Annotated in this window: 28 protein-coding genes; 1 reads left to right on the top strand and 27 read right to left on the bottom strand. The window is 35.6% G+C overall.

Going from position 1 to position 22,869, the window contains the following annotated elements; genetic code table 11:
* Positions 1-5 precede the first annotated feature (5 nt).
* The 21 genes from EHQ31_RS16430 to EHQ31_RS16330 form a co-directional block, all read right to left on the bottom strand.
* A complete protein-coding gene (locus EHQ31_RS16430) occupies positions 6-1,301 on the bottom strand; it encodes a DUF2079 domain-containing protein (protein WP_135572079.1) in 1,296 nt (431 codons plus the stop codon).
* Positions 1,302-1,303: 2 nt separating this feature from the next.
* Positions 1,304-2,866, bottom strand: coding sequence for an NAD(P)/FAD-dependent oxidoreductase (locus EHQ31_RS16425; protein ID WP_135572077.1), 1,563 nt, complete (start codon positions 2,864-2,866; stop codon positions 1,304-1,306).
* A gap of 80 nt (positions 2,867-2,946) precedes the next feature.
* On the bottom strand, positions 2,947-3,552 hold the full coding sequence (locus tag EHQ31_RS16420; protein ID WP_135572075.1) for an FMN-binding negative transcriptional regulator: 606 nt from the start codon (positions 3,550-3,552) through the stop codon (positions 2,947-2,949).
* Positions 3,553-3,569: 17 nt separating this feature from the next.
* A complete protein-coding gene (locus EHQ31_RS16415) occupies positions 3,570-4,019 on the bottom strand; it encodes a GNAT family N-acetyltransferase (protein ID WP_135572073.1) in 450 nt (149 codons plus the stop codon).
* Complete coding sequence (locus EHQ31_RS16410; RefSeq protein ID WP_135572071.1) at positions 4,009-4,416, bottom strand: hypothetical protein; 408 nt, start codon at positions 4,414-4,416, stop codon at positions 4,009-4,011. The genes EHQ31_RS16415 and EHQ31_RS16410 overlap by 11 nt, the downstream gene beginning before the upstream one ends.
* Position 4,417: 1 nt before the next feature.
* The gene (locus EHQ31_RS16405) at positions 4,418-4,915 is read right to left on the bottom strand and encodes a DinB family protein (RefSeq protein ID WP_135572069.1); all 498 of its coding nucleotides are present in this window, start codon (positions 4,913-4,915) and stop codon (positions 4,418-4,420) included.
* Between the two features lie 82 nt (positions 4,916-4,997).
* Positions 4,998-6,167, bottom strand: a complete 1,170-nt coding sequence (gene chrA, locus EHQ31_RS16400) for a chromate efflux transporter (protein ID WP_135572067.1) — start codon at positions 6,165-6,167, stop codon at positions 4,998-5,000.
* Positions 6,168-6,216: 49 nt separating this feature from the next.
* Positions 6,217-6,516: a PadR family transcriptional regulator gene (locus EHQ31_RS16395; RefSeq protein WP_135572065.1), complete on the bottom strand. Its 300-nt coding sequence runs from the start codon at positions 6,514-6,516 to the stop codon at positions 6,217-6,219.
* A gap of 309 nt (positions 6,517-6,825) precedes the next feature.
* Entirely contained in the window at positions 6,826-7,530 is a 705-nt protein-coding gene (locus EHQ31_RS16390; protein ID WP_409996904.1) for a phytanoyl-CoA dioxygenase family protein, read from the bottom strand.
* A 65-nt stretch (positions 7,531-7,595) separates the two neighbouring features.
* Positions 7,596-8,207 carry a GNAT family N-acetyltransferase gene (locus EHQ31_RS16385; protein ID WP_135572061.1) on the bottom strand — a complete coding sequence of 204 codons (612 nt, stop codon included), beginning with the start codon at positions 8,205-8,207 and terminating at the stop codon, positions 7,596-7,598.
* A gap of 188 nt (positions 8,208-8,395) precedes the next feature.
* Complete coding sequence (locus EHQ31_RS16380; protein ID WP_135572059.1) at positions 8,396-10,012, bottom strand: copper chaperone PCu(A)C domain-containing protein; 1,617 nt, start codon at positions 10,010-10,012, stop codon at positions 8,396-8,398.
* A gap of 77 nt (positions 10,013-10,089) precedes the next feature.
* Positions 10,090-10,875, bottom strand: coding sequence for a hypothetical protein (locus EHQ31_RS16375; protein ID WP_135572057.1), 786 nt, complete (start codon positions 10,873-10,875; stop codon positions 10,090-10,092).
* Between the two features lie 104 nt (positions 10,876-10,979).
* Positions 10,980-11,393, bottom strand: coding sequence for an LIC_11090 family protein (locus tag EHQ31_RS16370; RefSeq protein ID WP_135572055.1), 414 nt, complete (start codon positions 11,391-11,393; stop codon positions 10,980-10,982).
* 92 nt (positions 11,394-11,485) lie between these two features.
* Positions 11,486-12,271 (bottom strand): ABC transporter permease subunit, encoded by a 786-nt coding sequence (locus EHQ31_RS16365; RefSeq protein WP_135572053.1) that lies wholly within the window; start codon positions 12,269-12,271, stop codon positions 11,486-11,488.
* The gene (locus EHQ31_RS16360) at positions 12,268-12,975 is read right to left on the bottom strand and encodes an ABC transporter ATP-binding protein (RefSeq protein WP_135572051.1); all 708 of its coding nucleotides are present in this window, start codon (positions 12,973-12,975) and stop codon (positions 12,268-12,270) included. Before EHQ31_RS16360 ends, EHQ31_RS16365 begins: the two co-directional genes overlap by 4 nt.
* Positions 12,972-14,312 carry a nitrous oxide reductase family maturation protein NosD gene (locus tag EHQ31_RS16355; protein WP_135572049.1) on the bottom strand — a complete coding sequence of 447 codons (1,341 nt, stop codon included), beginning with the start codon at positions 14,310-14,312 and terminating at the stop codon, positions 12,972-12,974. Before EHQ31_RS16355 ends, EHQ31_RS16360 begins: the two co-directional genes overlap by 4 nt.
* A complete protein-coding gene (locus tag EHQ31_RS16350) occupies positions 14,284-14,670 on the bottom strand; it encodes a nitrous oxide reductase accessory protein NosL (RefSeq protein ID WP_135572047.1) in 387 nt (128 codons plus the stop codon). The genes EHQ31_RS16355 and EHQ31_RS16350 overlap by 29 nt, the downstream gene beginning before the upstream one ends.
* On the bottom strand, positions 14,660-15,271 hold the full coding sequence (locus EHQ31_RS16345) for a hypothetical protein (RefSeq protein WP_135572040.1): 612 nt from the start codon (positions 15,269-15,271) through the stop codon (positions 14,660-14,662). The genes EHQ31_RS16350 and EHQ31_RS16345 overlap by 11 nt, the downstream gene beginning before the upstream one ends.
* A gap of 5 nt (positions 15,272-15,276) precedes the next feature.
* Positions 15,277-17,196, bottom strand: a complete 1,920-nt coding sequence (nosZ, locus tag EHQ31_RS16340; RefSeq protein ID WP_100741743.1) for a Sec-dependent nitrous-oxide reductase — start codon at positions 17,194-17,196, stop codon at positions 15,277-15,279.
* Positions 17,197-17,204: 8 nt separating this feature from the next.
* The gene (locus tag EHQ31_RS16335) at positions 17,205-17,666 is read right to left on the bottom strand and encodes a c-type cytochrome (RefSeq protein WP_135572038.1); all 462 of its coding nucleotides are present in this window, start codon (positions 17,664-17,666) and stop codon (positions 17,205-17,207) included.
* 30 nt (positions 17,667-17,696) lie between these two features.
* Complete coding sequence (locus tag EHQ31_RS16330) at positions 17,697-18,260, bottom strand: fasciclin domain-containing protein (protein WP_244247440.1); 564 nt, start codon at positions 18,258-18,260, stop codon at positions 17,697-17,699.
* Positions 18,261-18,582: 322 nt separating this feature from the next.
* Between EHQ31_RS16330 and EHQ31_RS16325 the strand changes: the two genes are divergently transcribed.
* Positions 18,583-19,020, top strand: a complete 438-nt coding sequence (locus EHQ31_RS16325) for a bacteriohemerythrin (RefSeq protein ID WP_135572034.1) — start codon at positions 18,583-18,585, stop codon at positions 19,018-19,020.
* A 20-nt stretch (positions 19,021-19,040) separates the two neighbouring features.
* Here EHQ31_RS16325 and EHQ31_RS16320 read toward each other — a convergent pair whose 3' ends face one another.
* From EHQ31_RS16320 to EHQ31_RS16295, 6 genes are all read right to left on the bottom strand, one after another.
* Positions 19,041-19,454: a hypothetical protein gene (locus EHQ31_RS16320; protein WP_135572032.1), complete on the bottom strand. Its 414-nt coding sequence runs from the start codon at positions 19,452-19,454 to the stop codon at positions 19,041-19,043.
* 85 nt (positions 19,455-19,539) lie between these two features.
* Positions 19,540-19,950 (bottom strand): heme-copper oxidase family protein, encoded by a 411-nt coding sequence (locus EHQ31_RS16315; protein ID WP_135572030.1) that lies wholly within the window; start codon positions 19,948-19,950, stop codon positions 19,540-19,542.
* Positions 19,951-19,955: 5 nt separating this feature from the next.
* The gene (locus EHQ31_RS16310; RefSeq protein ID WP_135572028.1) at positions 19,956-20,369 is read right to left on the bottom strand and encodes a hypothetical protein; all 414 of its coding nucleotides are present in this window, start codon (positions 20,367-20,369) and stop codon (positions 19,956-19,958) included.
* 24 nt (positions 20,370-20,393) lie between these two features.
* The gene (locus tag EHQ31_RS16305) at positions 20,394-20,876 is read right to left on the bottom strand and encodes a hypothetical protein (RefSeq protein ID WP_135572026.1); all 483 of its coding nucleotides are present in this window, start codon (positions 20,874-20,876) and stop codon (positions 20,394-20,396) included.
* An 11-nt stretch (positions 20,877-20,887) separates the two neighbouring features.
* On the bottom strand, positions 20,888-22,285 hold the full coding sequence (locus tag EHQ31_RS16300; protein WP_135572023.1) for an OmpP1/FadL family transporter: 1,398 nt from the start codon (positions 22,283-22,285) through the stop codon (positions 20,888-20,890).
* Between the two features lie 48 nt (positions 22,286-22,333).
* Positions 22,334-22,834: a hypothetical protein gene (locus EHQ31_RS16295; protein ID WP_135572021.1), complete on the bottom strand. Its 501-nt coding sequence runs from the start codon at positions 22,832-22,834 to the stop codon at positions 22,334-22,336.
* Positions 22,835-22,869: the final 35 nt, after the last annotated feature.

The following is a 22,869-nucleotide window of genomic DNA, read 5'->3' as shown; positions in this document are numbered from 1 at the left end:
ATGGATCAATCAATTTTCTTATATTTATAGAGATGGATGTGATTTTCTATTTTTCTTTCCCAGATGTAGTTTTTTGGAGCGAAGATTGGAGAAGTTTGGTTTTTGAATTGGTAAAAAACAAAATATTCTGCCGAATATTCTCTGTTTGGAAGAAGTAGCTGAACTTTATTTCTGTTAGATAAATATTGCGGAATATTTGATACGATGGATTTACCTTCCAATAATTTACGAAGTGTATACATATCTTTTGATGATATTGCGGGATTCATAATATCTTTTTTATAAGAATATACTTTAGATAAGGGACCAAACCAAAAAAATAAAGAAATTGAGACTAATAGAGAAGTGATATAAACCATATATCTGACTTTAATATTCAATGTTTCAACAGTTTCAATAAAGCTGATGAGTAGGATGGGAACGGCTATAAAGCTGTGATGAGTAAATGGTGTTTTGTTTACTTCATATGATGAGAGGATCGAATACAAAAAATAGGGTAACAAACAAAGGATCAGTTTGTTTTTAAATTGTAAAAATAAAAAGGGTAAATTTAGAAACAAAAATAGATATGGAAACAAATGTAGATTTTGAATTGCACCAATTGGATTTTGGTAACGTTCCCAATGAGTTGGCATTGCAAAAATAGAATTTTGCATTTTGCTTAAAAGAAAAATTGAAAACAAAAAATATAAAAAGGATATGGTTCCAATGAATAAACTTTCTCTTTGGTTTGTTCGAAGTAAGACTAAAGAAAACATAATCCAAACCAAAGCACATTCTTCTTTAACGAGTAGGCTCAAAACAAAAAACAGGATCCAGTATCGCGATTTTTGATTCCAGAAAAAATAAAATAAGAAAAAAAGTGGGATCCATAATACTTCGGGATGGAAATCAAAAATTTGAATCCAATAAATAGGGAGAAATAAAGCATACAAAAAAGGATAAATCCATTGGTAAGATTTTTCTCTTTTATAAAATGGAAAGATTAAGATAGGGAAACTCAAAACAAAAGCTTGGAATATCAGCAAACATTCAACATTCGGAAAGAAAAAGTATAACAAGGATAAAGGGTAAATATACCAGTTGATATGATCGGCAAAATAATGGTGATTGTTACCATCAACACCGAGGGCAGTCATCGCTTTTCCTAGATGCACTATATTATAAAATAAATTTTCAAAAAGACCGATATCTACCCCCGCACCCATATGTTGGTAACGAAAAATAGACCTTTCTGATAAAAAATAAAAAACCACAAACCATAAAAAAAAAGAAGGCAAGTGGTAACGAAGCGATTTCATTTTTATTTTGTAAAACTTCCTGTGAGAGCCGCTTCTGCACATTTCATTCCATCAATTGCTGCTGAAACAATTCCTCCAGCATAACCTGCTCCTTCTCCGCAAGGAAATAAACCTTTGATTTGGATGTGTTCTAATGTATCGGGATTTCTAGGCACTTGAATGGGAGAAGAAGTTCTTGTTTCTGGTGCATGGATGATAGCTTCATTCGTAAAGTATCCTTTCATTGATGATTCGAATTCTTGGAATCCTTTTTTTAATGAATCAGCAATGAGAGGAGGAAGTAATTCTGATAATGATACAGAAACAAGTCCTGGTGTGTAAGAAGTTTTAGGAAGGTCATCTGAAATTTTATTTTTGGTAAAATCTACCATTCGTTGTGCTGGTGCCTTTTGTGTTCCACCATTCATAACAAATGCCTTTTGTTCAATGGAAGATTGGTATTGTAAGGCAGAAAAAACTCCGTAAGATTCAAATGGCTTAAAATCATCAAATCGAAGTTCAACGACGATACCAGAATTTGCAGTGGGACGCGAACGTTCGGCACTTGACCAACCATTTGTGACAACTTCACCCGGTTTGGTGGCGCATGGTGCAATCACTCCACCGGGGCACATACAAAAGCTATAAACTCCTCTGCCATTGATTTGTTTAACAAGCGAATATTCGGATGCAGGTAAAAGGGGATTTTTGACATCACAGTGGTATTGGATGGAATCAATTAAACTTTGTGGATGTTCTACTCGCACACCGATGGCAAGAGGTTTTGTTTGGATTTGAATTCCCTTTTCATACAAAAGTTGAAACATTTCTCTTCCTGAATGGCCTGTGGCTATGATCACATTTTTTGCCATCCACTGGTCACCAGAAGTAGATTTTACGCCGGTAATAGAATTTCCAGAGAGAATCAAATCTGTGATCCGAGTTTTAAAATGTATCTCTCCTCCAGCGGCAAGAATACACTCTCTTATATTTTGTATAATACGTGGAAGTTTATTTGTTCCAATATGGGGATGTGCATCAACTAATATTTGTTTTGTGGCTCCAAATGTAACTAGATATTCCAAAACTTTACGTATGTTTCCTCGTTTTTTGGATCTGGTATAAAGTTTTCCATCCGAATAGGTTCCAGCTCCTCCTTCTCCAAAACAATAATTGGAATCTTCGTTGACGAAATGGTGTACGTTGATTCCCCGTAAATCTTCCACTCTATCTTTAACATTTTTCCCACGTTCCAAAATGATTGGTTTTTTTCCTAACTCTAAGACTCGTAAGGCGGCAAAGAGTCCAGCAGGACCGGCTCCAATGATAATCACTGGTTCTTCTAAACTCACATTGGGAAAATGTGGAATCGGATATTCAAGGGGAATAAATTCTTCCTTAATATAAACATCCAATCGCAATTGGAAAACTACATTTCTTTGTCTGGCATCAATCGACCGGGATGTACATTCAATATGTTTGATATCAGATTTCGGAATTTTGTTTTGTTTGGAAACAAACTGCAACAAATGATCTGGGTTTGATGCAATCTCTGGTGTGACTCTGACGTTTAGTTCTAGTTTCAAGGTTAAATTCGTAATCTAAATTTCTAAATTAAATAATCATAGAAAATAACGAGATACCTTACAATCTTTGGATTGTGAGATTATTGATTTAGACTTTTTCTCATTAAAGATGCAATCGCTTTTTCGTTTTCTCCGGACATCAATTCTAGATTTGCGATCACAAGATTTCGCCGTTCTTCTGTATGATTTTGGCTCAGCTTTTGTTTGCCTTCAATATGAGTGATTTTGATTTCAAAAGGAACAATTCCTTTTTTTAATCCTTCTATATAATTGGTATCTACAGAATGAATTTGATACTTCGAGTCCTTTGATTCGAACCGATTGACTAATGCAATCAAACTCTTTTGTATTTTTTCGGGATCATCTACGATATTTAAAATTCCTTTTACATGCACTGCCGTAAAATTCCAAGTCGGAACTGCTCGGTCTGTTTCATACCAAGACGGTGAGATATAACAATGTGGTCCTGTAAAAATACAAAGAACTTCTTTTCCGACACTTTCTTTTTGTGGATTTGGTTTTGCAAAATGCCCCACTAAAGTTTGTTTGTCGTCTGAAAGTAAAAGAGGCAAATGAGTTGCTTCTATCCCATTTTTTGAATCCGATACTAAAATCGAAAAAGGATTTTCTTCGATGGATTGGTAAATAAATTCTGTTTCCATTAAAAAATGTTCTGGGATGTACACAATGTCCTTCTCCTAAATTAAACAGACTTCCAAAAGTAAGTCAAAAATTCGGTTTCTTGTTCAAAACCTTCTTTTGCATATAATGCGCGAGCCTCTTTGTTGTGGGTGGAAGTGGAAAGTTCTAATCCTTTACCAGAATTTGTTTTGGTAAAAGTTTTTGCTTCAGCAATCAGTTGTTTTGCGATTCCCTTTTTGCGGAATTTACTTTTAACAAAGAGGTCATTTAGAATATAAGATCTTTGCATGGAAATCGAAGAAAAGACTGGATAAAGTTGCGTAAAGCCAAGAATTTCTCCAGTGTCCGGATCTTCTGCTAAAAAAATAATGGACTCTGCATGTTCCATTCGGTCTTGTATGAACTTATTTGCGCCTGTTAGGTTAGTGGGTTGTCCATAAAATTGTCTGTATTCATCGAAAACAGGGGAAATTTTGGATACATCTTTATAGTTAGCTTGTCTAATTTTCATATTTTGGTACCAGCGAAAAACAAATTACCGATAAGATGGCTGTGATCGGTGTTGCCAGTAAAGTTTCTAAATCGGTAGCGGCAACTAGATTCCCAACTGTATTCAGTAAAAAAATAATTCCAACAAATCCAAAAACAATCCGAATCCAGAGTGGAACCAAACTTTGGTTTAAGTATTTGATGTATAAACAACTAACACATAAAAAGAAGGCATTTACGAGAAGTGAAACGGATTCCATCACATACATTTCTTTTAAACTACTGAGTCTTCCTCCCCAAAGGTATTGGAAAGGTATCACTTCTAAAAGTGCAAATATATGAAAGATCATGGTCATGGAAAATAAAATGATTAAGATTTTACTTGCGATTGTTCTGATTTTTTTGGAAGGATTCCACATATTATTTTCCTTTGGTTTGCAAGTAATAAACATAATCAATTTCTGGTGAATTTCCACCTAATTGTGTAATGGCGGTAGTAATTTGTCCTCTATGATGGGTTCTATGGTTAAAATTGTGTTGTATCACGTCGCAATAAATAAGTTCAACTTCAAATCCTCTCATGGTTTTATATCGAAATTTAGTATCCCAAATAGAAGAATCGATTCCAGAAATCAAAGAATTCCATAATTCTAAACTTTCTACCATTCGACTTTTTAAAGTTTGTCGGTCGGTTTCAATTTCTTCGGCTAAAGAAGATGGGATGTATACATCTCCTTTCAGACGTGAATACCAAACTTTTTCCACAATTAACAAATGGTTAAGAGTACCATGAATGGATTTAAAAAATAGGCCTAAATCTTTTTTGTAATCCTCATCCGAAAGAGAAACGATGGAATCATACAATAGATTTGTGGCCCAAATATGATACGCATTGTTTCTTATGAAAAAGTCTTTCATAGAGAAAGATTTTTCCAAGTTATCTAAGAAATCAATGACTAATTTAAAACCAATCTTGATCCGTTATGGATTAATTCTTTCATTAATAAATAAAGAAACTAATTAGAACTGTAGCAAGAACCACCACCCAGGAGGGAGTTTTCCAATATTCCAAAAACAGAAAACAAAAAATAACCAAGGCAAAATCTTTAGGTGAAAAAATAGCATTTGTCCAAACTGGTTGGTAAAGAGCCGCTAGTAAAATTCCCACAACAGCTGCATTGATCCCTAACATGGATTTACGAATATAGTGATTACTTCGAAGTTTTTCCCAAAATGGCAAAACACCTACAATCAAAAGAAATGAAGGTAAAAAGGCTGCCACCAAACAAATGATAGCTCCTGTACAGCCATTTGGTTCTACACTAGAAACGGTACCTAAATAACTACTAAATGCAAACAAAGGGCCGGGAATTGCATTGGAGATTCCATACCCTGCCAAAAACAGATCGTTATTTACCCAACCAGAAGGAACAACTTCAGCTTGTAATAAGGGGAGAACAACATGTCCACCACCAAACACTAAAGCACCGGCCCGGTAAAAACTATCAAATAGTTTGATTGTTTGGTTTGGAAATATTTCTCTTAGGAAAGGAAGAGATAATAGTAATACAAAAAATAAAATCAAAAATCCGAAACCTAATGATTTATTTCCTTTGTGTAAGGGTTCATGGGGAAGGTCTGAAGAGGATTTAAAAAAGAATATACCAAAGATACCAAAAAAAATCAGAATGGCAACTTGTAAGAAGGCTGAAGAAAAGAAAAGTAAGATAACGCTTGTTACTATTGCGATTGTAATTCGTTCTTTATCGGGACAAAGTTTTTTCCCCATTCCTAGGATGGCCTGTGCAACAACCGCCACTGCTACTACTTTTAATCCATGAAGCCAATGAGTTTGTTTAGTAACATCTATGGTTGATATCCCAAGTCCAAAAAGAATTAAAATGATTGTGGAAGGCAATGTAAAACCAATCCAAGAAAGTATGGAACCAAGAAGTCCTGCTCTTGAAAGTCCAATGGCCATCCCCACTTGGCTACTGGCAGGTCCAGGTAAAAATTGACAAAGGGCAACTAAATCCGCATAAGCATGTGCGCTAATCCATTTTTTTTTGGTTACATATTCATCATGAAAATAACTTAAATGTGCAATTGGACCACCAAACGAAGTACAGCCGAGTTTGAGTGCAGTAAAAAATACTTCAAAATATTTCATTTATTTGATTTCCTATTTGTATTATTTAAAAATTGATTACGGAGCATAATTAATTCAATATCTCTCCGATTAATTCCTTTAGTTTGGTTTTTGCCGCAGCCAATTCTTTTTTTCCTTTCGGTGTAATTCGATAGAACTTACGTTTTACTTTTCCTAATTGTTCTATGCGAGACCGTAAAAGTCCTTTTTCTTCTAAGTTTTTTAAAAGAGGATATAAGGAACCAGGACTAATTTTGTAACCATGTTCCTTTAGTTCTTCTATCATCCAAACTCCATAAATTTCATCCTTTTCACAGTGATGTAAAATGTGGATTTTGATAAAGCTAGAAAAAAATTCATTAATTCGCATTCGAAATCAATTTACGATATCGAAATTTGATAGTCAATTATATAAATCAAATTGTAATTCAAAATTTAATTCCCAATTTATAAATTATTTTGATTTAAGATAAAAATTTCTGCGGATAACCTTTTGTTCTGTCCTTTTCTGTTTTGTGGGCGCCTCGAATCTATCTCGGGCAAAAAAATGATTCAGCAACCGACCGCGCTCTTCGCTCCAATCTTTCCCAACGGTTTTTTCATTAGAAAATCGATTTGATAAGGAAAGGATTTCCGCTGCGATCGCTGGCGCAGGGTTATTATATAATTGGAAACTGATTTAAACCAAATGAAATAGGGAATGATGCTCTAGGTATTTGCATTCGTCGTTCTTTGGAAAATGATGCCAGTGATCAGCGGTTTCTTTTTTTTCTGGAAAGTTTGTGTAAATAATATCAAAAGAAAATCGGTTTGTATCGTAATTGCCTTTGTGGATAAGATGAGCCGAAAACACAAGTAAATCTCCTGGGTTATGTGGGATTAGAATTTGGTTGGTTATCTCTTCATGATTCTTCTTTCCTTCTAGTTCCAATCGGATCTTTTTTTCTTCTTCGGTGTCCCAACGTTTGTGCGAACCTGGAACAAACCAAATGCCAGGATCCCTTTCTAAGGGAATTCGAAAGTGCCAAACAAAATCTTTTTGGATTCGATCGAATTGTTCCTTCTCTGGAATACCCATGTATTGGATGTCCCTATGCCAATAGGGAAGTTTGGTTGGATCTTCTGGATTAAAAAATATTTGTGTGTTAAGAAAATACATTGGTTCATCAAAAACAATCTTTCCAAGTTTAAGTAAGGCATCAGATCCAATGAATTGAAAAAGTGTCTCTCTATCCTTTTTGTCTTTTGTGAATTTTGTTGAAGTTAGATAAGCGCTATTCACATTTTTTGGATGATAAAATTCTTTGGACCATTCGGCATTGGAACGAAGGAGAATCTCTTTTAGTATTTTAACTTTGTCCTGCGGTAGGAAATTCGGAAACAAATGATAACCCAATGTTTCCAATTGGGTTTTTATCTTTGTATCGATGTTTTGCATCCGAAAAAAAATTAAATTTGTTTTTCCATATAATGATGAGACGGAATGATTCCTTCCCAACCCAAAGGATGCCTTGTATCTTTGATTACAAAACCTAATTTTTGGTAAAGGGCAATTGCGGGTTTGTTTTCAGCAGAAACATCCAAGGAAATGGTTTTGTATTTTTGATTATTTGAAATCATAAATTCGATCATTTGTTTAGCGATTCCTTTGTTTCTTTCCGTTTCCAAAACAGCGATATGACCTAAATACAAACATCCTGATTTGGGAGGTTGGATGATGGATTCTGTTTTGAGACCTCTTGCCATGACTTTCGGTGCATTCCATTTGTATACGGAAAGGATTCGAAGCGCTGTTCCTGCTGTTAAAACCAAAAAACTAGGTTGCGTATAAGAAAGTATAGATCCAACTACTTTGCCATTCGTCTCTGCCACATAATGGTTAGTATACGATACGGTGTTTCCCCGTATTCTATAAGATGAGTTTAAAAAATCATAGGGAGTATTTTTTCCTTCGCCAAAAACAAAATTCCATGCTTTGGGTCCAGAAGAATAGATGAGTGGAACTATGGTTTCTACATCATCAGGATTTGCCTTACGAATGATTAGGTTTGTATTTGTCATAAGATAAAAAAGTTAAATGAATCCTTTGATTAAAATAAGAATTTAACCAAATTTTCTTAATATCCACTTGGTTCGTCAATATAGAAATCATATCTCGCGCCCCGGATCAAAGCGGAAATCCTTTCCTGAAAGGAAAGATTGCAGCGGCGAGCCGGAGATGTGCGCCCAAAAAAAATAGTAACTATTTTTTAGAAAGTAAACGAAGCAAAAACATTGATAAGCTCTCTTGTTGCAAGTTGAGGTCCATTTAAGTTTTGATGGAATGGTTTTCCATATTCAAAACCAAATCGTGCCCCTTGAAAAATTCCACTTGTTATGAGGAAGTTAACGCCGATGAATAGGTCGCTTCGCATTCCCCCTTGGCGAAATGGATCATTTTGTGGATCCATTTTTGGATCGAGCGTTGCATCCATTCCTTGGAGATTCAACCACCTTTGTTTTGCTACACGAAGAGAAAAAGACGTAGTTTCATGTACAAGGAATGATAACCATCCGGAAATTTCATATCGATTTCCAAACCTGTAGTTATTATCATTTTTACCAATTCGTAAACTTGCTTGTGACTGTGCACCCCAAGAAATTCTCTTATAATTTCCGTTATACGATAGTTGTGGTAATAAACTATAGGTTCCAACACCAGGTTGCATATTGTAAGGAACTTTTTGTTTTCCCATCATTGGCATATTGTCTCTTTCGTCAATGGAGCCCGTAGGAAGTGAAATCCCCATCCCTGTAAAAAAATTCTGATGTTCTGTTTTTATCAATCGATAGGCTGTGCTAAAACTAACATCGCCAATCCCCGCAGAACTCATTGGTGCACGATCAAAATTACTAGATAACATCGTCATTTTGTTTTTCACGGCAGGAACCATAAACATGATCATCCATTTGTCTGATATAGAAGTCATAGCACTCACCATATTCATTTCCATAACCATATCAGTGGGAACAGACATATAATTATATTTGTTAGCCGATAGAATGGGTAAGGTGGTTCCAATGGGAGAATTGGTAATTAAACTACCTGTGGGCATAGCAACCGTTGGATCTGTAAATGGAAAATATAATGTTCCAAGATCACTGAGTCCAGTGCTTCCGGATTGAAGTCCCCACATCTTCATTCCCATATAACGATAATCAATCATCCATTTCCCTTTTTCATGGATGTGTGGATTCATGATTCCTGCTGGTGCTAACATATCGGCACGGTTGTGGTGTTCATGTCCTTCGTGTCCAGAATGATCGTGTTCCGAATGGTCATTGTTTGTTTGTACGTTTGGATCAAAATTGGACATCTCAGTTTCATCTGTATTCTGTGATCCATTGTTTGCCAAAACAGATTCTTCTTTTTTAAAAGAAGGGGAAGTTGGTTTACTGTTTGTATCTTTGTACGGTAAGGAAGTTTCTACAGAAATATTGGTTTGTATTTCTGTCCCGTCAGAAAAAACAAATCGAAAAGGAAAGGATTCTTTTAGCTTCAGCGGTGATTTGATTCCAAAGAGCATGATATGATATCCTCTGGGGGTGAGTTGTGTTGTTCCATTTTTAGGAACTACAATTTCTGAAACAGGAACCATTTTCATTCCCGTTTCAGAAGGTAACATTGTATATAACTCAACTCGATTTGCAATATCTGATTTGGTTTGAATGAGTTTCTTTTCAATGTTGGTTCCATTGTTTAAGCTGAGATAAACAACGGAAGTAGATGAGGATGTATATTTAATATAAGCATTCTCAACTTTAACCTCTTTCGCAAAAAGAGGAGTGGAAATAAGAAAATAAATAATTAATTTTTTTAGTTTCATTTGTGTGATCTGACCTTTTCCAAAAAATCATACTGGTTACTGAATTCACCAGTATGACAAGCGTTTGGAGAGAGAAATTACATTTCTGTGTTTGATACTATGGAGCCAACTGTGAAAGAAGTAATGGTAACTCCATTCAATACAAAACCTAATCGGTTTCCACCTGTATATACAGGAACATTCATCATTTGCATGATCGGATAATAAGACATGGATCCTCTTTCTGTATCAGACACTTCCGAACATGGTTTATTAAATCCGTTTAAGAATCTAGAACCTCCCATTGTGTATTGAAAGTCTAAACAATACGTATAATTGGCTCCAACAGAAGGAATGGGTGCAGAAACGGATCCACCTTTACCTGTGTTCCCAAATACATTGGATGCGTTTTTATATTGAGTTTGTGCACCAGCAATCAATCGATAGGTGGGACCACTTAAAGGACTACCTGTACCATAACCTATAACATCTAATGTGCTTGAGGCTGAGTTCATAGTGAAAGAAATTTCAATACTAGTTCCGCCTTTATTTGTGGCGAGCATCACATCATTGTTTGTGAATATAACAGATGTTCCGCTAGTTCCTGTAGCACCTTTTGTCACTTCGCTTTGAGATAATCCTATACTGTTAAACCCAGCTTCATCACAAGCAGAAATAGTATATTTAGTGCGAGGTTTACTTTCCACTTGTGAAAGATTGCTTTTGATCGCATCTGTGTTGGAGATGGCGCAACCTGGATTGGTGTTAGCTGCCACAAGAAGTGCTAAAAGATTCGATACATTATTTTCATTTGATTTTTTAGCCATACTGCAATTAAAGAAAATCAAACATACAAGAGAGGCTGATAATAAATTTTTAAACATATAATTACCTTTGAAAAAATTCCAAGGACTAAACTTTTTTGATTCGTTTGCCTAATTGATTTAAATTGTTCCTGATAAAAGGAACAAAACTCGTTCCATAAAGATTAGGAATGAATTTGTCTTGGTGGTTTGTAGGGTAATTTTGCGAATCCATTGAGTAAGTGGGGGTCTGAATGGAACGCGATTATTAGAGCTTCGTAAGTAATGATAGGATAGTATTTGTTCTCAGTTGCGAAATTGGGATTCATTGATTGTGATTGAAGAATTTTGGTAGCAGATTTTTTCTTCGCACAGGAACATACATGTGGACCAGATTCTTTTGTTAGATGACAAACAATTCGTTGGGAAGGAGGTGAATTCTCTTCTTTATGAATTTCGTTTTTTGAGCCGTGGTTGCAATGGCAAATCATGGAAAGTTGGTACATGGATTGGGCAAGTAATCCAGTTTCCAAAAATAAGATTTTACCTATAAAAGGAAGTAAGATCAAAACCGAGGCAATTTGTAACCAACGTTTCATGATAACTGAATATCATACTACAAGTTACCTCTTCGTTATTCAATGATCTAAATCAAGAGTTGTCAATTCACGCAATTGATAAAAGTCATGGTTTAAAAATTTCGTTTTTGGAATCGTTTGAATGAAATGTATAAAGGGATACTTACCCATAAACTCAGAAACAAAACAGTCACTCCGAACACTCCGTACAATCCTAATTGTTTTAATAATAAGGCACCTGAAAATCCGAGGAGGGCTGAGGAACTAGTTTGTAAAATTAAAAGAATTCTAATTAAGTCAATCGGATTTAGTAAAATGACAATCAGAGAGGGAATTTCGATTGGATAATCACCCAAATACAAACTAAAGATAAAAACAAGGGCATCAAAAAAGATAAAGAAATATAGCCAAACTAGTAGGGAAATGGTTAAAACAATTTCACCTCTTCTGATAAAAGAAGAAACTAAAAAGGCAATCGCTACAAAAATTGCTGTTAAAAAAATTCCAAAAATCAGTAATTCAAAAAATAAAAAAAGAAATTTTGGTTCATCGGCAAAAAGGAATAAACCTGGAACTCCAAGACCGAATAACAAACCTAAGGAGAGAGAAATCGTAATTCCCAAATACTTTCCTAAAAAAAGTGAACTTCTACTGACGGATTTAGATAGTAAAACTTCTGCAAATGGCATTGATTCTAAAAATGACATACCTGAGAATGTAATGGAGAATAGTGGAATGACAATGAGTGTTAAATTCATCGTGCTTACAAGCAAACGAATTCCATTTTGATCTCCAAAAAAACTTAAGATCATCATCACAAGGATAAGAATTCCTGAGTAAATAAATACCCAACGACTTCGTATGTTTTCTTTGATTTCGAAAAATAAAATTTCTTTCATTGTTTTGTTTTGTATTCCTCATTCCAGAAATTCATGAGTGCCTGGTCCAAATCGGTTTTGTTGTTTTTTCTTAAAAAATTCTCTGGAGAATCATCAATCAGAATCGATCCCTCTGATAAAAGTAGAAATCTATCGGCTAACTCTTGTAATTCTTTTAATATGTGGGTTGAAAATATGACGAGTGATCCTTCTTTTTTCTTTTCTGCCAAAAGAGATTTTAATAAATGCGAAATGTATGGATCTAAACTTGCTGTCGGTTCGTCGATTACATACAGATCTTTTTTAGAGGAAAAACATTGGAGGATACTGATTTTTTGTTTGGTTCCTCCAGATAAGGAACCAATTTTTTTGTCCATATGATTGTGTAATTCTAAAATAGACAAAAGGTTTTGAAATCTTTCTTCTTCAACGGGTTCTAGTTTTTTAAAGAAGGAAATTAGTTCTACCACTTTGATATTTGTTGGGAAACGAGGAGTTTGTGGCATATAACCGATGGTATACGGTTCACCATTTTTGTTTTGGAATAAAATTTGTCCTGCTACGGGTTGTACAAGTCCAAGAATTCCTTTGATTAAAGAACTTTTTCCGGAACCGTTGGGACCAATGATGGATATAATTTTACCTGATTCTGTTTGAAAATTTACATCTTTAACAGCATCAGAGTTTCCTCCATAACTGATGGTAAGATTTTTTACTTCTATCATATTCTTTCCTTCATCCTTGGATGTTGGTCTTCAAATTCGATTGGTGTTACTATGGGGAATGCTTTTTCGATTCCTTGTAAAAATAGAACCACTGGTGATTCATAAAGTACCATAAGGAATGGATACACAGCAATCCAATATCCAAAAAAGTGAATGGTTTTATGTGGAATATCTCCAATTTGATCTTTGTTTAAATCATAACCTTCATAATGATCCCAATAATTTTTTGAAAAAAGGTTGGTTGTTGATTTTGTATTGGTGCTAATATCAAATACGTTTTTTATAAAATTGTTATCTGTGATTTTGTTATAGTCTGTATTTCCAAGTATTTTAATTCCCCATCCATTATCGATAAAATCATTGTTTTGGAAGTAAATATTGGTGATTCCATCGGCAAAAACCGCAATTGTATTTCCTTCAAATCGATTTTTGGAAAGTGTACTGTCTGCAATGTCTTTGAGTAGTATTCCGTTGGAACTTTCTCCCCAATTTTCCAAAAATTGATTTTCTTCCATAGTGATGTCTTTGCTATACATCACCGCAACACCTGCCGAGTTATTTTTAAAAATATTCTTATTAAACTGATTATGACTGGAAAACATAAAATGCATTCCGTAGCGAATGTTTTCTTCCGATTCATTCCCTTCTATTTCCAAATGTTCTGAGAATTCTAAATATATCCCATCACGGTGTTTTTTTAATTTGTTACCTATAATTTTGTTATGACTTGCTGACCAAAGGTGGATGCCATTTCCACCTAATACTTCGTTCTCTGCATTTCCTATGGAGGAATTGTTTTTGAGTGTGCAGTTTGTGGTTTCGGCTAAATAAAATCCATAAACATTGTCTTCTAAACTTAAATTTTCAAAATAACAATCTTTGACTTTTTCTGTATGAACTCCGGCAAATTCGCTTAAATCCGAGATTCCACTTCCAATGACTTTTAAATTTTGTATGCGAACTCCATTGGCATAAACTCCCAATACATGTTTTTCTTTGAGTCCATCAATTACTACACCGTTCTCTCCAATGATGGAAATGGATTTGGTAATGGGTAAAAAACCTTCTTTGTAAACTCCTGATTGGATTTTTATAGTGTCGCCATTTTCTGCGATAGAAATTGCATTTTTTACTTTATGAATCGTACAGTTTGTACATACGGAAATAGTTTTTGAAGACAAAGGACGTATAGGAAAACTCGAGATGAGTATAAAAAAGAAAATTGAGAAAGAGTAATTCTTGCCAAGCAGGATAAGTCGATTTATTAAATTCAGTTTAATATTCCCATTGGTATTTTGATAAATACATTTACTTTTGGAAATGGATAGTGTCTTCATGAGTTTTAAAAGCGGCTAGTCCCGCTCCCATTGGTGAACGAATTTTGTCTGAATGGATGATGATGGCTTCGTTTTTTGGAATGAATTCTTTGGTATTTAAATAGTTGGTAACCCAAACTTCTTTTATTTTTATATCATTTTGTTTCTGAAATTGTTCCATACATTCAATGGCATCGAAATGGTATCTTTTACCTTTGTATGTAATGAATTGAGTATGAAACCTCATATCTACAATGGACATGGAGCAGTGACTACATTTGACCTCACCTACTGTCAACGGTTCTGGACGAACATCCCCACAGCCCACGAGTGCGACTGTGAGGAAAATGCAAATTAGTGTTAAACTCTTAAACTGCATTTGTTTTTTTCCTTCGATTTTCATCCCAAAGAATATATACTAATACAGCGAGACTTAGTCCAAGAATGATACCACCATAAGAAGGATAACTACAAGCAGTAATATTTAACATTACCTTGCAGCCAAGAAGTGGCGGTTGGTAAGCCATTCCTTCCACGATGATTGGTGCTTCTGGATTTAAGTTGTGTCCATAGTTGTATTCCCATCTCCAAAAATCAGAAAGTCCAACAAGACCTACGATGATCAAATTGATAATCCCAAGAATCGCCATCCCCACTTTGGGATAGAGTTCTGTGATAAATGCACCAAAGATCAGATAACCAAGAACATACGGCATAAACAAAAGTTCAGGAATGGATTCCGAAACAATTTCCTGCATACCTATGTAATGGTTTAGAAGATTGATGTTTTTGAGATCGTAAGGTGTGGCACCAGTGATTTTGTTAATCCAAATTTGCATTCCTAGTCCTTCTGGATACTGAGGTGCTGCAATGGAAATGGACCAGATAGGAATTAAATAAACTAAAATGAGAACCAAACCGACCCCTAAGATTAGGAGTCGGTTTCTTTTACTTAACGTTTGGAAAAGTAAAGTTTTCATATAGGTTATGGATTCACTCGGATGTACTGTTGCATCTCTTGGTGTAGAGCAGAACAGAAATCAGTGCAGTAGAAAGGGTACACGCCAGGTTTAGGTGCTACCCATTTGAAAGTTCTAGTTTCACCTGGCATGATAAGAAGGTTAGTCATGTTAGGTGCTCCACCGATTGCAAATCCATGAGGAATATCATAATCTTGTTCCAAGTTGGTTACGTGGAAGTATAAAGTTTCCCCAGTTCTTGCTTCAATGATATCCGGTTTAAAATGGGAACGAATCGCAGTCATGTAGATGTGGATTGTACTTCCAAGTCTAACGATCCTTGCATCGTTTTCATTTTTAGTCGCGTATGGATGTTTGTTTTCTTCTAATGGGAAGAGTTTCGCAGTTTTATCCATAATTAACTTAGCTGGAATCATTTGTGAATAGTGTGGTTCCCCTACAGTTGGGAAGTCAGACAACAACTCAGCTTTACCAGAAGAGATATCATAGAGCTGCGCACTTTGTGGTAACTCCATGCCCACTGGAAGATATCTATCTTTAGTGATTTTGTTCATTGCGATTAGATATTTACCGTAAGGTTCAGTAGAACTACCACCAACGATGGATAAGTGACCTACACTATAATAAGCAGGTAGATGTTGTACGACTTCCCAAGTTCCTAATTTCCATTTTACTACTTCAGAACTTACGAAACAAGAAGTATAAGCATACCCTTGACCGTCGAACTCAGTATGTAATGGACCAAGACAAGGTTTTTGAACTTCACCAGCAAGTGTGGATTCATATTTAAGAACTGGAATTCCTTCGATTTCAGTCGAGTGGTGTTCCTTTTTGTCTTTTACTTCCATCATTTTGCTAAAGGAGTGAACTGGAATTACGGATGCTAACTTTCCACCACCAACAATGTATTCTCCAGTAGAGTCAACATCAGTTCCGTGTGGACTTTTAGGTGTTGGCATGTAATACATCATACCCGGACAATCTTTTGGATTTAACATCTTCACACCGCTTAACTTTGTTGAAACGGCAGGTTTGTTTTCCTCTTTGAAATTATTTAGGTATTCACCACCAAAGTTATAAGCTTTGCCTTGGTCTTTACATTCTTTCGCACGAACCCAGTTGAATGCTAAGATAAAGTCTTTATCTTTTTTAGAAGCACCAACTTCCAACATTTTATGAGCTTGTTCTGAGTTGTAACTACTGAAGAAACACCAGTCATGGGATTTCTTTTTGCCACAATGTGATAGGTCATAGTCAAAACCTGGAACAAGAACTTGTAATTCTATAGAAAGTCTACCTGTGTTTTTATCAACTTTTACCATAGTGACAGTTCCTTTGAACCCACCTTTGGAAAAACTATCGATTGCTACACTTGCTTGTGGAATTGGAACCGAGAAACGAGTTGCAGCCATCAAATACTCTGTGTTTTCAGTAGCAAATGGGGAAGCATGGTTACCGGCAGTGTTTGGGATTTCCAAAATCTCTTTTGTTTCAAAAGATTTTAGGTCAATCCTTGCAAGCCTTGGTGTGTTGTTTGCGTTTAGGAACATCCAACGACCATCTTGTTTACCATCTGTCATAGATGCTTCTATGTGGTGGCTATCATCCCAAGGCACATAACCATGAGTTGTTTTTAACATGTCTTTAGTTTCTTCGTCAAACCCATATCCGTTTTCAGGAAAAACAGAGAATACGGGAATGATTTTGAATAGTCTTGCAGATGGGATTCCGTAAACGGACATCTGACCACTAAATCCACCAGACAAAAAGGCGTATACTTCGTCCTTTTCTCCCGGAGCCACATACACTCTGGAAGCAGCATCGGAAGCTAGAGTTGCCGTTGCTGCACCTTTTTTGCAATTCGGAACGAATGCAAAAAGAGCGATTCCAAGTGTAACTAGTATTAAATTTGATTTTTTTAACATATCGTTACCTATTTTAAATCCATCTTACGGAAGTACTCGAGGATCTCTCGCGCTTCTTCTTCCTTTATATTTTGAAATGTCATCTGAGTTAAGTGTTCACCGAGTAACTCTTGTCCAATGGGATCTTTTTGAGTCATCTCAATTGGATTTAGAATCATATTCATAATCCACTCTGGAGTTCTGCGGAGTGTTACATCCTGAAGAGCAGGTCCTACAACCTTTTCTTCAAATTTGTGACAAGCGGAACACTTGGCTTCAAATTGTTTTTTACCACGATCTGCCATAACCTGGTCTAAAGCACCGATGGTTACAGAAGTTACCGGTCCTATTCCCTTGGAACCAGCGTTAGATGTTGGTGTTTCCTCAGTTTTTTCTCCTCCACAGGATATGATTGTCATTGATACGAAGAGTCCGATTAGGATACCGAACTTCATTCGGAAAGACACTCCGTTTATTTTTGAAAGGTTCATTTTAAATACTCCTTGGTATTTGATTACTTATCATTTCTTTGCAGGTGGTAATAACACCGAGTCTATCACATGAATGATTCCGTTTGCTGCGGGAATGGATGCAACAACGGTTGCTCCATTGATCATTATCTTTCCATTTTTTACGGAAACTTTTGTGTGACCTCCATTCGCCATACCGAGTTCATCATCCTTACCAGTGTACTCAGATTTCAATAGGGATTCTGTTAGGTTACCGACTACGACATGGTACTCTAATATGTTTTTTAATGCATCTTTTTGGCTTGGTTTTAGAAGATCATCCACGGTTCCTGCTGGTAACTTTGCAAAAGCATCGTTTGTTGGTGCGAACACAGTGAACGGTCCTTGGTTAGCAAGGGAATCCACGAGGCCGGCAGCTTGGACAGCAGCGACTAGTGTTGTATGGTCTTTGGAACCTACAGCAATTTTTAGAACATCTTGTTGTGATTTGTCATCTGCGACTGCAGAAATCCCCTTACCCGCATCGGAATCATCAGATTTTCCGCATGAAGCACCGGCTAGCGAGAGACAGGTGACAATCGTGATCATTGTGATTTGAAAAATTTTTTTGTTCATTGGATACCGCCCACTTATTGGTTCACCTTCTATTGAATGCCAGAAAGAAAGATTCTGAATTGATCTAAATCAATTTGGTTCGAATCGTTTGTGTTGATAATTGTCAATTAGGGGAAAGAGCAAACGAAGTAAGGTTCGAATAAAAATACGAGGATGCGTTTCTAAGCCGGATCTCTAACAGTTTAGGACTAGGTATGAAAATAAATTAGAATGATTCTTATCCTAATTGTTGCTTTAGTGAAATCTATAGTTTCCATGTGGTTTGGATTATTCACTTGTCCTCTCGGTGTGCTGCAAAAACCTGAAAGAACGAGGTTTTCTCATGGTCACACAGTGGGATTCGAAATACGAAACGAATATTTCCGAGATTGATTCTCAACATAAAAAGCTCTTTCGATTGATTAATAATATTGAAACAGTTTACGATGAAAACAAAGAACATCTTTCGGGAAAATCCAAGGTTCTTGTGGATGCGGTTTCTGAGTTAGAGGATTATACACTCAGTCATTTTTTGATTGAAGAGCGAGTGATGGAGTTAAACCAATATCCAGAATTAGAAGCTCATAAAAAACAACACGATCGATTCACTGATAAAATTTTAGAATTAAAAAATCGTCTGACTTCCGGGAATCTTCTTTCCAATGATGAGGAACTGAATCAGTTCTTTGGAGATCTTCTAAAGTTTTTACGTGCTTGGCTTACAAATCATATTCTCCAAGAGGATATGGATTATAAACCATATATTAAATTCAATATTTAGATTTATCCTTTATACTTTGTTTATTCGAAGTATAAAGGATATTTAGAAATGATCTCAATCAGATTCAATTTTGCCTGTTTGGCTAAATTGATATCGTTTCCTTTCATAGAACGCACTTCTTCTAATAATAAATTAATATATTTATGTAACTCTTCATGTCCTTGTCCTGACATTGTACAGGAAGAAAGAATTTCATTGATAATAGATGTGATTTGAGCCGCTTGTTTATGGTATTCTTCTATAGATTCATCAGAATTTGCATGGTGAAATAGTTTGTCCATCTTCTGAAATCCCATCCTTGTAGAATTGTCTGCGATCCAAGGTTTACCATTGTTTAATTCAGGAAGTTTTGAGCCGGTATGTTCATGGCATGTGTAGACCATGCTGAATAGGCATAATATAAAGCCGTATATTATAAATTGGGAAAACTTCATAATTCAAACTACCATTCTTATTTCAGGAATAAATTGATCTAAATCAATTGTGATATTTTTTTATTAAAAATAAGGAAGGAAATTTCTATTTGTTGTAGGTAATCACACGCGCCCAAACTAACTTCATAAAAGTAACTATACCAATAAAGATAAGAATTTTTCCAATGATAGCTAAAGAATTCAATGGAAATATAAATTTTGATATTAAATATAAAATGAATCCCAAGTTGTAACTATAAAATACAAACCAAATTTGCCAAGTGGAACCTCTTGGATGTTCAGAGAGAAATTTGGGAAACATCCAATAAGCCGTTCCCATAATTAATTGAAGTAAAAATCCCCAAATTAGAATTGAATAATGGATGGGAAGGATTTTCCATATTTTGGGATTTAATGTAAATGCTTTATTTAACATTAGGATGGCGCCTAACGACGATCCAATCACTAAATAAATTAAGGAAAATCGAAGGAACCAAACAGAAGGAAGGGGAAACATAAATTTTATTTTTTTCCTTGAGGTTCTAACCTTGGCCAAATTTCCAAAACAAAACAAAGTATTCCTAGTAATTGGAAAAAGATGGAACAAACAAAGGGAAAAATGGTGATTTCTTTATATAAGTACAAAAATGGTTCAGAAACAATTCGAAGGATTAAACCAAAATTTAAAAATAAATAGGCAATCCAAGTTATTGTAGATCCATTTTTGGGTGCGGGGTTTTTCCCTTTGGGATACATCCAAAGCGAAACTCCCATTATAATTTGTGTAATCCATCCGAGAGCGAGCATGTGCCAATAAACTGGCATTAGGTGGATATCCCATTGTAATCCCGGAAATTCAGAAATAGCATATACTAAAACTCCAAAAAACAAATACACCATTCCAGATTTTATAAAGTATCTTGAGAGTTTCGGCATATAAAAATCGGTTTTATATAAAGATTATTTCTCTTTTGTATCGACTTCAATTTTGTAACTTGCATGGCAAGCGACACAATTGCGAGTGAGTTCATCCATTTCTTTTAAAAGAGAATGAATTTCCTGTTTTTTGCGAATTTTACCAGCAATTTCATCGAATTTTTCGTGAGTTCCAAATCCTAATTTTTTAAATTCCACGGGAAGTTTGAGAAGGATGGTTTTTTCTTGGTTCTCTAAACTGGCAACAAGGCCCATACCCACTGCATCTGCGGCTTTGGCAGCACCTTCATAATCTTTGTCTGCTAAACCAGATAGAATTCCATTCACAGCTGTGAGTAAGGCCCTCATTTCTGTTAAAACCAATTGGCGTTCTGCTGGTGTTAGGTGAATTGCAGTTCGATTATCTAAACTGCGACTTGTGCTACCGAAATAAAAAAAATAACCAAGTGTGATTATAGTTAGTACCCAAAGTCCAATCGCTAATTTTCCAATAAATTTTGAATTCATAGAGTTTCCTTTTATATATTTTGTTCCATTCCCAGGTAAATACTAAATACACTCATTTGTTTGTTATATGAGAATTGAAATGGATGAACTTCTTTATTAGATAAAACAGCATGGGATAAAGTCCAGTCAGAAGTTTTTCCACCATAGGTTTTTTTAGGAAATCCATATTCACAGGCAAGATGAAACGAAGTATCATTCCAAGAAATACTTCCTCCCATAGCAAGATGGTGTTCGATACTCGCTCCTAACATCGGACTCACTCCACTTGCAGGAATAACATTGTTTCCATAACTATAACCCATACGACTCATAAAACGTTCATTCCATTTGTATTCCAATCCAACTGCCAATATAGTTTGGTTTTTCCAATTTAAATTAAATTGAAAAGCATTTGTTTCGACTCCAATCGGTGTTCTCATCCAAACATCTTCCAATCGAAACTTACTGGTATTAAAACTTTCTGACCAAGGAATGTATTTAATGTCAAAATCAATAATAAACTTATCCGTGCGGTAAGAGATACCCGCTACATGTTTGTCTGGCCAAATCATATAACGCGAAACTCTTGTTCCAAAGGACCTTTCAGGTGCATAACCATCTACTTTCATGGTTCCATCCATTGGCAAAAAGTTCCTAGTTGTATAAGAGTAGGCGACTCGTATTTTTTCTGTTAGATCATAAGAGACACCGATTTTTCCTCCCATTGTATATGCAGAATCACTTTGGTAACGAATTCCACCAGGAATGGTAAGGCTTCTTGTTTCGTCTTGGTAGGTTCTTTTTAGTTCCATAAACCCATAAACTAAATCAATGCCAGCTCCTATTGCGAGGTTCCCTTTTTTGTAACCAGCACCAAACGTAGATTTCATGGTCATAAATTTAAAATTTAAATCTTCTACTGCTTTCGAACTATCTCCGATGATAGGGATGTTAATTCCAAAAGTTTCGTTCAGAGTTCTACCATCAGGCGTATTACGTTTGATATTTTTAAATTGTCCACCACCACCTCCTTGCGCATAAAGAGCAAATCCAATGCTGATATTATCGGTGACTGGCTTTATGACACCGAGATAAGGAAGGACTGCCCTCGGATGTTCCACAGTTGCATTTCGATAGGAGCGTTGGGGATTTGGATCGATGTATTCATCATTGTATTCGATGGACGGGAGATGAATTGCGGAACCTAACTCCCATTTGGTTCTTTTAACTCTTGCTAAATGAGAAGGATTGGATTCTAAATCCATCACTGATCCTCCGACTGCTTGGAAGGCTCCTCCCATTCCCGCTTGTCTGGCTCCAAAGGCGGGTTGCATGATTCCGTGAAAGGCATGGAGTTCCGTCTGTGGCAGGCCCGGTTCTAAGATTAGAATTAGAATGAAAATAGATATGAAAATGCGACTCGAAATCATTTGTTTTAGGGAATGAAGGCTCTCAGCACTGTCAAGGGGAATAAATGACTAGAAAATCGAAAACCCTCTAGAAACAAAAATTCCAAAGATCGCAATGGTAAGAGAAACTAACAAATTGAATCTGCCAAAAAAAGATGAGGTTTTTCTATATCGTTCAAACCGTACGGGATCTGTTGTGAGGTAGGTAAAGGTTTTGGGACCAGTGACAAAATCATGATACAAAGATGATAAAAATAAAATGGTGAATAAAATAATTTTGGTTATAAACATATAACCAATGTTAGAAATCCATAATTCCAGGTTGATTCCATTCTTGAAAAAACCTTTTAAGTACAAAATTCCTGTTCCTGAAAGAATCAATACTGAAAAGATATAATAAGAAATGTTTCTAAACTGAATTGCTGTTAGTTGCAATAATCTTAATTTTTGATCTTTTAGTTCTGGGTTACGAATGACAGGAATAAAAACGATCACATAAAATATCATCCCTCCTACCCAAATCATAGCGGATAGAACATGAAGGATTAAAAGTAGAAAGTAAAGAAACATGATATCTTTAAATTAAAAATATGGATCTCTTTGTC

The organism is Leptospira montravelensis (assembly GCF_004770045.1).
In the GTDB taxonomy this organism is placed as follows: Bacteria; Spirochaetota; Leptospiria; order Leptospirales; family Leptospiraceae; genus Leptospira_A; species Leptospira_A montravelensis.
Note: the sequence above shows the minus strand (reverse complement) of the source record. Positions and strands in the feature narration are given on the sequence as shown.

Bases quoted from the DNA above. Each gene is read 5' to 3' on its own strand.
- EHQ31_RS16345 (WP_135572040.1), bottom strand. From the start codon at position 15,271: ATGAAAACTTTACTTTTCCAAACGTTAAGTAAAAGAAACCGACTCCTA.
- EHQ31_RS16310 (WP_135572028.1), bottom strand. From the start codon at position 20,369: ATGCCGAAACTCTCAAGATACTTTATAAAATCTGGAATGGTGTATTTG.
- EHQ31_RS16430 (WP_135572079.1), bottom strand. From the start codon at position 1,301: ATGAAATCGCTTCGTTACCACTTGCCTTCTTTTTTTTTATGGTTTGTG.
- EHQ31_RS16330 (WP_244247440.1), bottom strand. From the start codon at position 18,260: ATGAACAAAAAAATTTTTCAAATCACAATGATCACGATTGTCACCTGT.
- EHQ31_RS16385 (WP_135572061.1), bottom strand. From the start codon at position 8,207: ATGACAAATACAAACCTAATCATTCGTAAGGCAAATCCTGATGATGTA.
- EHQ31_RS16305 (WP_135572026.1), bottom strand. From the start codon at position 20,876: ATGAATTCAAAATTTATTGGAAAATTAGCGATTGGACTTTGGGTACTA.
- EHQ31_RS16405 (WP_135572069.1), bottom strand. From the start codon at position 4,915: ATGAAAGACTTTTTCATAAGAAACAATGCGTATCATATTTGGGCCACA.
- EHQ31_RS16370 (WP_135572055.1), bottom strand. From the start codon at position 11,393: ATGAAACGTTGGTTACAAATTGCCTCGGTTTTGATCTTACTTCCTTTT.
- EHQ31_RS16395 (WP_135572065.1), bottom strand. From the start codon at position 6,516: ATGCGAATTAATGAATTTTTTTCTAGCTTTATCAAAATCCACATTTTA.
- EHQ31_RS16375 (WP_135572057.1), bottom strand. From the start codon at position 10,875: ATGTTTAAAAATTTATTATCAGCCTCTCTTGTATGTTTGATTTTCTTT.
- EHQ31_RS16415 (WP_135572073.1), bottom strand. From the start codon at position 4,019: ATGAAAATTAGACAAGCTAACTATAAAGATGTATCCAAAATTTCCCCT.
- chrA (WP_135572067.1), bottom strand. From the start codon at position 6,167: ATGAAATATTTTGAAGTATTTTTTACTGCACTCAAACTCGGCTGTACT.
- EHQ31_RS16365 (WP_135572053.1), bottom strand. From the start codon at position 12,271: ATGAAAGAAATTTTATTTTTCGAAATCAAAGAAAACATACGAAGTCGT.
- EHQ31_RS16410 (WP_135572071.1), bottom strand. From the start codon at position 4,416: ATGTGGAATCCTTCCAAAAAAATCAGAACAATCGCAAGTAAAATCTTA.
- EHQ31_RS16320 (WP_135572032.1), bottom strand. From the start codon at position 19,454: ATGAAGTTTTCCCAATTTATAATATACGGCTTTATATTATGCCTATTC.
- EHQ31_RS16355 (WP_135572049.1), bottom strand. From the start codon at position 14,312: ATGAAGACACTATCCATTTCCAAAAGTAAATGTATTTATCAAAATACC.
- EHQ31_RS16315 (WP_135572030.1), bottom strand. From the start codon at position 19,950: ATGTTTCCCCTTCCTTCTGTTTGGTTCCTTCGATTTTCCTTAATTTAT.
- EHQ31_RS16360 (WP_135572051.1), bottom strand. From the start codon at position 12,975: ATGATAGAAGTAAAAAATCTTACCATCAGTTATGGAGGAAACTCTGAT.
- EHQ31_RS16350 (WP_135572047.1), bottom strand. From the start codon at position 14,670: ATGCAGTTTAAGAGTTTAACACTAATTTGCATTTTCCTCACAGTCGCA.
- EHQ31_RS16295 (WP_135572021.1), bottom strand. From the start codon at position 22,834: ATGTTTCTTTACTTTCTACTTTTAATCCTTCATGTTCTATCCGCTATG.
- nosZ (WP_100741743.1), bottom strand. From the start codon at position 17,196: ATGTTAAAAAAATCAAATTTAATACTAGTTACACTTGGAATCGCTCTT.
- EHQ31_RS16300 (WP_135572023.1), bottom strand. From the start codon at position 22,285: ATGATTTCGAGTCGCATTTTCATATCTATTTTCATTCTAATTCTAATC.
- EHQ31_RS16335 (WP_135572038.1), bottom strand. From the start codon at position 17,666: ATGAACCTTTCAAAAATAAACGGAGTGTCTTTCCGAATGAAGTTCGGT.
- EHQ31_RS16325 (WP_135572034.1), top strand. From the start codon at position 18,583: ATGGTCACACAGTGGGATTCGAAATACGAAACGAATATTTCCGAGATT.
- EHQ31_RS16380 (WP_135572059.1), bottom strand. From the start codon at position 10,012: ATGAAACTAAAAAAATTAATTATTTATTTTCTTATTTCCACTCCTCTT.